Genomic DNA, 6115 nt, shown 5'->3' on the forward strand with positions numbered 1-6115 from the left:
GCCGGGCACGGTGACCCGGCACCCTGAGGGCTCCTGCCTCCCGATAGACTTGAGGCTGCATGCCAGCCATGCCGCCGAAGCTCGTCCGCGAAGATTGGATACCGCACCCTTGCGAGAATTCACTGCCCGCTTTGCCTCCGCCGAAGAGGTCGCCAACTGGGACGCCCACGTCACAGCGAACCCCAACGGTGGAAACCTGCTTCAGTCCGAGGCTTTCGCCGAGGTCAAGCAGCACTTCGGCTGGAAACCCCTTCACCTGGTCTACGAGACGGCAGAGTTCGCGAGCTACAACCTGGTCCTGGAGAAATCCTTCCCCGTGCTCGGCAAGCTCTGGTACCTGATCAAGGGACCCGATGCCGCGTCGGTGCAGGATATCCCAGGCATCGTGGCCGCCAACGCCGAGTTCGTCAAGCGCGCCAGGCTCGGCGTCTTCGCCATTAAAATCGAACCGGACATCATCCTCTCCGACGACGCCCGCCGGGTCATCGAAAGCGCCGGGCTGGTCAAGACCCACAACCTGCAGCCCAACGACTCCACCGCGTTGCTGGACATCTCGCCGGAGGAAAACCAACTGCTCCGCAACCTGCACTCGCGCGGCCGCAACGCCGTTCGACGGGCCATCCGCGAGGGAGTGGAGGTTCACAACGTGGAGCCCACCGAAGAAAACTTCCGGGCGATGTACGCGCTGATGACCACCACCGTCGAGGCCAAGTCCCAGGTCCGGGTCCGCGAATACGAGTACTACCGCCAGTTCTGGTCCAACTTCCTGGCCCGAGGCCAGGGCCGGCTGCTCTTCGTTTACGAAAACGACGTGCCCTCGGTGGGCGCGTTCGTGATCAATTACGGGCGGAAGGCCACCTACAAGGACGGCGGGTCACTGCAGAAACGCGCCCAGTACGGCGACTCGCACCTGGTCCAGTGGACTGCGATCAACCAGCTCAAGGACCTGGGCTGCACGGAATACGACTTCTGCGGCACCCCGCCCAGCGACAAGCTCAAGGATACCGCCAACCCGTTCCACGGCCTGGGGCTGTTCAAGACCAGCTTCAGCAAGACGGTCACGGACTTCGTCGGCTGCTACGACCAGGTCCTCAGCCCGCTGAAGTACAAGGCCTGGATGGCGGCCGGAGAACGCGTAGCCCGCCAGCTGTACACACGGCGCACGGGCCAGCAGTTCTACTAAGCGCCCGCAAAGCTGAATTAAGGAGGCCGGAATGAACAAACCACCCGACGGCCGCCGCGGGCCGCACACCGACGGCCTGCCCCGGACCGAACCGATGTCGCCCCTGCAGGTACGCCAGAACGCCGCTGCCAAACGCATGCTGCGCAGGCTGGTGCAAGGCGAGAATCCGCCGACGGCGCCGCTCAGCATCGTTGACCGCCTGGCCGGGAGCCCCTACGCCAACCCGATGATCCAGGTCGGGGGGGTGGACACCTCCGCCCGCAAGACCATCGACTTCGCGCTGAAGCTGGCCGAATCCATGTTTCGGTACGGTGCCGGCGCCCTGGAAGTGGAAACCAGCATCATCGCCATTACTGCCGCGCTGGGGTTGAAGAACATCGAGGTGGACATCACCAACCAGTCAGTGGCTATCAACTATGCGCCGAAGGACCAGACCCCCATCTCGTTGCTGCGCGTGGTGCGGTCCTGGACCAACAATTACGCCGGCCTGGCCCAGGTCCATCAGCTGGTCACGGACATCGTGGCCGGCGGCATGGGCCGCGAGGAAGCGGTGCGCCGACTCGAAGACATCACCCACAGTTCGAAACCGTTCCCGCGCTGGATGGTCACCGTGGCGTTCGGCGTGTTCTCCGCGGTCTTCGTCGGCGTGCTGGGCGGCGGGGTGGCCGCCTCCGGCATCGCGTTCCTCTCCAACCTGCTGATCAGCCTGCTGGCGCGGCAGTTGGGCCGCTGGCGCACGCCGGACTTCTTCATCACTGCGGCGTGTTCCTTCGTCGTGACCCTGATCGCGTTGCTCCTTTGGCGTTTCGGGAGCCCGGTGGGATTCCAGATCGCCCCGGCAATCGTGGTGGTGGGTGGCATCCTGCTGCTCCTGCCCACCGGCCGGCTGGTCTCGTCGGTGCAGGATGCAATCAACGGCTTTCCGGTCACAGCGGCCGGCCGGTTCCTGTCCACCATGCTGACCTTCGGTGCACTCGTTTCCGGTATTGCCGTCGGCTTTGTCGTGGGGGCGATGACCGGGATGGAATCCATCGACGTCACCGAAACATTCCCGCCGAAGTATCCCTTGTGGGCGCTGGTCGCGCTGGTGGCGATCGCCGTCGTGGCGATCGGCGTCACTGAGCAGACCTCGCCGAAGCTGTTGTTGCCGACGGCGGCGGTCGGCGTCGTAGGCCATCTGGTCCTGGTAGGGGGCACCGCCGTTGGGGTCGGCCCGCGGTTCGCCCCGGYCCTCGCCGCCGTCGTCATCGGTCTGCTGGCCCGGGTGGTGGCGCTCCGGATGGGTGCCCCGCAGCTGGTGGTCGCCGTCCCCGCGGCGCTCATTCTGCTGCCCGGGTTGACCATATTCCGGTCCATGTATGTATTGACGATTGAGGAATCCGAGATCCTGGTGGGTGCCGGCGGGATGCTCAACGCCGCGGCGATCGTGCTGGGAGTGGCGGCCGGCATCGTGCTCGGCGATACGCTTGCGCGTCCGCTGACGCGGAGCCTGGCCAGCAACGAGCGGCGCCGGGCCAGACGCCGCTAGGTGCGGCGGGATAGCCCTTCCGGCCACCCTGATGCGCCGAGTTTCCCCACTTTTGCCCGGAGTCGACGGCGGGGCGGCCAGCCGCACCGGCGTGTCCGGGCGTCATGATGGCAAAGGTGGGGAAACCCCGAAGCGCTGTTAGATCTTGCCGATGGGGAGCTTCTTCTCGGCCTGGAAGTCGTCCTCCACCCGGCCCGTGGCCCAGTAGCCGGACAGCGAGACCTGGCTGCGCTCGAGTCCGCGCTGGGCGTAGAACACCTCGCGCAGGCCCTTCATGTAGCCGCGCTCTCCATGCGCGAAGACCTGGACCCGCCCGTCCGGCCACGTCGCGCCGCCCACCGCGTCCACCAGCAACCGGGTGCTGCCGGCCGGAGCGCCCCGGCGCAGGAGCCAGCGCAGCTCGAGGCCCTCGGGCGCGTCGAGGGCCAGAACGTCCGCGTCGCTGTCAACCTCCAGGAAGGCGAGGCCGCGGGCGTCGCGGGGGAGTGACTCGATGGCGGCGCCGATCGCCGGCAGGGCGGACTCGTCGCCCGCGAACAGGTGCCAGTCTGCCGCCGGATCCGGGTTGTAGCCCCCGCCGGGGCCGGTGAAGGCGAGGGTGTCGCCGGCCTGGGCGGCGGCGGCCCACGGGCCGGCCAGGCCCTCGTCGCCGTGGATCACGAAGTCGATGGCGAGCTCGCCCGCCGTTTCGTCGACCCAACGGACGGTGTAGGTCCTGCTGAAGGGCCACTGTTCCCGCGGGCGGGATTCCCGGATAGCCGTCAGGTCCAGCGGCTGCGGGTAGTCGATCCCCGGTTGCGGGAACGCGATCTTGATGTAGCGGTCCACATAGCCGTTGTTGACGTAGGCGGCGAATCCCGGGCCGCCGGCGACGATCCGGACCATGTGCGGCGAAAGCTGCTCCCGGCGCAGGACCGTGAGCGTGGTTTGGGGCCGGGAGCGCCGGGCATCCGCGGCGGCGGCGGGGGCAGAAGTCATGAGGCTAAGCCTAGCTAAGAACCCGGTCAGGGCAGCGCCGGCAATTCCCAGTCCACGACGCCGTCGCCCTGGGCAGTCAGCAGTTCATTGACCCGGCTGAAGGGCCGGGAGCCGAAAAAGCCGCGGGCGGCCGAGAGCGGACTGGGGTGCGGGCTGGCGATCACGGCGGCGGAGCCCAGCAGCGGCCGCACGCCCTCGGCGTCCTTGCCCCAGAGCACCGCCACGAGGGGTGCCGGGCCGCCGCCGTCGGCTCGACGGTCCGCGACTGCCCCGATGGCCGCCGCTGTGACAGCTTCCCAGCCCTTGTTGCGGTGCGAACCGGCGGCTCCGGCGCGGACGCTGAGGACCCTGTTCAGCAGCAGCACCCCCTGCTCCGACCAGCGGCTGAGGTCACCGTGCACCCGCGGCGGCAGGCCCAGGTCGGCGTCGAGCTCCTTGTAGATGTTGGCTAGGCTGCGCGGGATTGGCCGGGTCCGGCCGTCCACCGCGAAGGACAGCCCGACGGCGTGGCCCGGCGTCGGGTAGGGATCCTGGCCCACAATCAGCACCCGCACTCCGGCCAGCGGCTGGCGGAAGGCACGCAGCAGGTTCGACGGCGCCGGGAGCACGTCGTGGCCGTCGGCTGCCTCGACGGCGAGGAATTCGAGGACTTCCCGCAGCTGCCCCTGCACCGGCGCCAGCGCGGCGGCCCAGTCGGGCGCCACGAGTCCTTCCAGCGGCAGCCGGGCCAGCTCCGCGAAGCCGGGGGTCCCGGCAGCCTCGGGTTCGAGCTGGAAGAGCGCGTCGGGATCTATCGAAGTGGGCACCGTCCCATTCTCGCAGTTCGTCCCGGGACCAGCCCGCCGCCAAATGACAAGCCTGTTATTCGGCCGTAACATGTGGGGGAGACCTATCGGAACGAGTCAGGGAGTGTGTCGTGGCCGAAGCAGCACCCGAGTACCAGCCGGCTGAGCGGGCGGACCTGACGCCGACGACGGCGGCCGGCGACTCGCCGCTGAGCAGCCGGGACCAGCAGATGCTCGCCCTGGAGCGGCAGTGGTGGAAGTATGCCGGCGCCAAGGAACAAGCCATCCGGGAGCTCTTCGACCTCTCGGCCACGCATTATTACCAGATCCTCAACGCCCTGATCGATACCGAGGCGGCCTTGGCGCACGATCCCATGCTGGTCAAGAGATTGCGTAGACTACGTACGTCACGACAACGTGCCCGCACCGCACGCCGCCTGGGTTCAGACGCGTAAAATCCGCGGGAAGCCGAGCCTCAGGCGGGATTCCGTGGGGAATCCCGCGGCCGGCTATCAGCCAGAAATCAGCAAGGACGTCGCTTTACCATGACCAAATACGCTCGGGATGAATTCGATCGGGTCCCGGAGACCGCCGCGCGCCAGGGTGTCCACCGGACAGTCTCCGCACCCCGCTCCCGGCGGCTGGGTCCCATTCTGTCCGCCGGGGCTGCGGCCCTCGCGATCGGCCTGGTTGCCTTCCTGCTGCTGCCGAAGCTGGGCTTCGGGCCCTCTGGCGGCTCTGCCATGAGGGCTGACCAGGCCAGCGACAACGCCGCCGCGTCGACGACGCCTCCCACCGCAGCGGCCACCCCGTCGCCCTCCGCCAGCGCTGACCCGACCGGCAGCCTCGCCCCCGCAGGCTCGACGCCGCCCCCGTCGGCGACGCCCTCTTCGACGCCCTCTTCGGCGCCCTCGGCGCCGCCCGCCGCCGTCGTCGACAAGACACAGCCCGTGACGGTCTACAACGGAACCACGACGGCGGGGCTGGCTGGCCGTGTCGGATCCACCGTCACTTCTGCGGGCTGGGGCCTCGGGCCTGTCGGCAACTGGGCCGGCGCCCCCCAGCGAGCCTCCGTGGTCTTTTACGACGGTCCGGCCCAGAAGGCCAACGCCCAGGCGCTGGGCTCGCTCCTCGGGATCTCCACGCTCGTAGATTCCGCCGATTTCAAGATGCCGCTCGTCGTCGTGCTGGGACCCGGCTTCATGTAGGACGCTGGAGCGTTTGGTTACAGTGGCTGCGGACGTCCTTCCGCAGGCCGCGGCGCAAAGCGAGGTGGGCCGCGAGGAAGCTATCTGAAAGTGTGGAGAACATGGCATTGGGGACCGTGAAGTGGTTCAACGCTGAAAAGGGCTACGGCTTCATCACCGTGGACAGTTCCGGTGACGACGTGTTCGTGCACTGGTCCGCGATTGCGGGCGAAGGCTACCGGGCCCTGGCCGAGGGCCAGCGGGTAGAGCTGGAAGTGGGCGAGGGCGAAAAGGGCCCGCAGGCAGAAAGCGTCCGGCCCGCCTAGTGGCACTCCTTACCGGGGCCGCTGCGGCGACTGGGGCCCGCGGCCCGAAGTCGGTATCCGGGCCCTCGAACGCGCGCCGGTTCAGTTGTGCCGTAGCCGCCGGCCTTGCAGCCGCCATGGCCCTGGGC

General features: G+C 68.3%; 7 protein-coding genes. 5 read left to right on the forward strand and 2 right to left on the reverse strand.

Going from position 1 to position 6115, the window contains the following annotated elements; genetic code table 11:
* Positions 1 to 109 precede the first annotated feature (109 nt).
* Together AB4Y86_RS09680 and AB4Y86_RS09685 are read left to right on the forward strand one after the other, a co-directional pair.
* The gene (locus AB4Y86_RS09680) at positions 110 to 1183 is read left to right on the forward strand and encodes a lipid II:glycine glycyltransferase FemX (protein ID WP_441402035.1); all 1074 of its coding nucleotides are present in this window, start codon (positions 110 to 112) and stop codon (positions 1181 to 1183) included.
* A 31-nt stretch (positions 1184 to 1214) separates the two neighbouring features.
* Complete coding sequence (locus AB4Y86_RS09685; RefSeq protein ID WP_441402029.1) at positions 1215 to 2711, forward strand: threonine/serine ThrE exporter family protein; 1497 nt, start codon at positions 1215 to 1217, stop codon at positions 2709 to 2711.
* A gap of 138 nt (positions 2712 to 2849) precedes the next feature.
* Here the strand turns inward: AB4Y86_RS09685 and AB4Y86_RS09690 are convergent, their stop codons facing one another.
* Both AB4Y86_RS09690 and AB4Y86_RS09695 read right to left on the reverse strand, forming a co-directional pair.
* Entirely contained in the window at positions 2850 to 3689 is an 840-nt protein-coding gene (locus AB4Y86_RS09690; protein WP_441402030.1) for a siderophore-interacting protein, read from the reverse strand.
* A gap of 26 nt (positions 3690 to 3715) precedes the next feature.
* Complete coding sequence (locus tag AB4Y86_RS09695; protein ID WP_441402031.1) at positions 3716 to 4495, reverse strand: uracil-DNA glycosylase; 780 nt, start codon at positions 4493 to 4495, stop codon at positions 3716 to 3718.
* A 110-nt stretch (positions 4496 to 4605) separates the two neighbouring features.
* On the opposite strand from AB4Y86_RS09695, the gene AB4Y86_RS09700 reads away from it, so the two are divergent.
* From AB4Y86_RS09700 to AB4Y86_RS09710, 3 genes are all read left to right on the forward strand, one after another.
* Positions 4606 to 4929, forward strand: coding sequence for a DUF3263 domain-containing protein (locus AB4Y86_RS09700; protein WP_441402032.1), 324 nt, complete (start codon positions 4606 to 4608; stop codon positions 4927 to 4929).
* Between the two features lie 90 nt (positions 4930 to 5019).
* Complete coding sequence (locus AB4Y86_RS09705; protein WP_441402033.1) at positions 5020 to 5682, forward strand: LytR C-terminal domain-containing protein; 663 nt, start codon at positions 5020 to 5022, stop codon at positions 5680 to 5682.
* A 101-nt stretch (positions 5683 to 5783) separates the two neighbouring features.
* Complete coding sequence (locus AB4Y86_RS09710) at positions 5784 to 5987, forward strand: cold-shock protein (RefSeq protein ID WP_441402034.1); 204 nt, start codon at positions 5784 to 5786, stop codon at positions 5985 to 5987.
* Positions 5988 to 6115 lie beyond the last annotated feature (128 nt).

The sequence above is a fragment of the Arthrobacter sp. 2YAF22_2 genome (assembly GCF_052114645.1).
Lineage (GTDB): Bacteria > Actinomycetota > Actinomycetes > Actinomycetales > Micrococcaceae > Arthrobacter.